The organism is Erythrobacter sp. (genome assembly GCF_038133525.1).
Taxonomy (GTDB): Bacteria; Pseudomonadota; Alphaproteobacteria; order Sphingomonadales; family Sphingomonadaceae; genus Qipengyuania.
Genome location: NZ_JAYPTL010000177.1, coordinates 1 through 1,630, shown reverse-complemented (window position 1 = coordinate 1,630; position 1,630 = coordinate 1). Strand labels below are relative to the sequence as shown.

The 1,630-nt window shown below is 62.6% G+C and carries 2 protein-coding genes; both read right to left on the bottom strand.

Annotation, left to right across the window (positions count from 1 at the left end):
* Positions 1-411 precede the first annotated feature (411 nt).
* Positions 412-1,305: an alpha/beta fold hydrolase gene (locus tag AAFM29_RS17735; protein WP_341714032.1), complete on the bottom strand. Its 894-nt coding sequence runs from the start codon at positions 1,303-1,305 to the stop codon at positions 412-414.
* A gap of 136 nt (positions 1,306-1,441) precedes the next feature.
* The coding region (locus AAFM29_RS17730; RefSeq protein WP_341714031.1) for a hypothetical protein at positions 1,442-1,630 on the bottom strand (189 nt) is incomplete at its 5' end.

Genomic DNA, 1,630 nt, shown 5'->3' with positions numbered 1-1,630 from the left:
GTGCGGATCCCCTTGATGTCCTGCGAGGCAAGCGGGGATACGAAAGCCACGCCTGCAAGGGCGGTGGCACTACCGAGAGAGAGAAGTCTGTTCATGGGATCATCCTTTCGAGTGAAAAAGATGATCGGCCACAGAGAGCACCGCACTAAGTGCGACTGTTATCATTCAGCGATGACGGTCGTTGGTCGATCGGGGCGCCGTAGCCTGCGGGCACATGCGTCGTCCTGCGAGCAAAATACGCTTGGTAGGTCTGCTATCAAACGGCTCTCGAGAACCTGTCGCGTCCCTACAAGCCTAACATCGGTCCTTCCCCGCACGGCTAACTTTCGAGAGGGCGCAAGCTCGGAGCTTGCCGAGTCACGCAACTATCGTTCGCGCGAAGTAAGGCGGCTCGGCATGGCCTTTGCGGGGCTAGGCCGGGTGCGCTGCTCTGGCGTGCTGTGCAATCGCATCGGCGAGCGTGTCGACCAGTTCCAACGGCAGGTCATGCCCCCAGCCGGGGATGGTCTTGAGCTTTGCACCAGGGATCGCCGCAGCAGTGGCGCGGCCGCCCTCGACCTTGACCAAAGGATCGGCCTCGCCATGCAGCACCAGCGTGGGTGCGTTGACCTGCTTGAGCCGCTCGGTCCGGTCACCATCGTCGATGATCGCCGCGATCTGGCGCTGGACCCCTTGCGGATAGACTGAGCGGCGAACGTTGTCGATCACCCGCTGTCGCTCGGCTTCAGGATCGGGGCGATAGCCGGGGCTGCCGATCGCCTGCGCAATGCGCATGCCATGCGCAACAAGGTCCTCCTCCCGCATCGAAGGCGGCGGCGAAGTAAGCGGCTTGATCGCCTCCTTGTCCGCTTGCGGCAGCTTGCGGCTGCCCGTGGTCGAGAAAATCGAAGTCAGGCTGTGCAGCCGTTGGCCATGCTCCACCGCCATAAGCTGCGCGATCATTCCGCCCATCGAAGCGCCCACCACATGCGCACGTTCGATCCCCAAGGCATCGAGCAGGCCTATCCCGTCGGCAGCCATATCCGACAGCGTGTAGGGCACCCGCGGCCGCAAGCCGAGCCGGGTGAGCAGCAGATGCCAAACCATGCCCGGAGCCTTCGCGCCTTCGAACTTGTGGCTGAGCCCGATGTCGCGATTGTCGTAGCGGATCACGTGGAAGCCGCGCCGGGCGAGGCCCTGCACCAGCTCGATCGGCCACAGCGTCATCTGCGCGCCGAGCCCCATAACCAGCAGCATCGGCGGGTTCGCCGGATCGCCGTGAGTATCATATTCTATCTCAATCGAATTGGCTGCGACCCTGGGCATTTTCTGCACATCTCCCGATGGTGAATGAGGCATTGGCGTTGCCCCATGCATATCGCGAAATGCGCAGTTGTCGAGCGCCGCAAAGGGAAACAGCGGGCTGGATGGCCCGCCGTCGCCCCTTCGCGGCCGCTTACCGCTAAAGGCCGAAGCTGACGACCTTGCTATCGCCGTCGTTGCGAGCGAGGCGTGCGTTTTCCATCTTGGCAAGCTTCGCTTCCAGGCTTCCATGCTCCCGGAAGTCCTGCGCGAAGATGATATTGGCCTTGAAGGTCTGGCCTTTGGCATTGGCGATCGGCGCATCGTCGAGATTGCCAAGCCAGCGCAC

What these genes read in the sequence shown, in the direction of transcription:
- AAFM29_RS17735 (WP_341714032.1), bottom strand. Translation starts at nt 1,305, where the DNA reads ATGCCCAGGGTCGCAGCCAATTCGATTGAGATAGAATATGATACTCAC.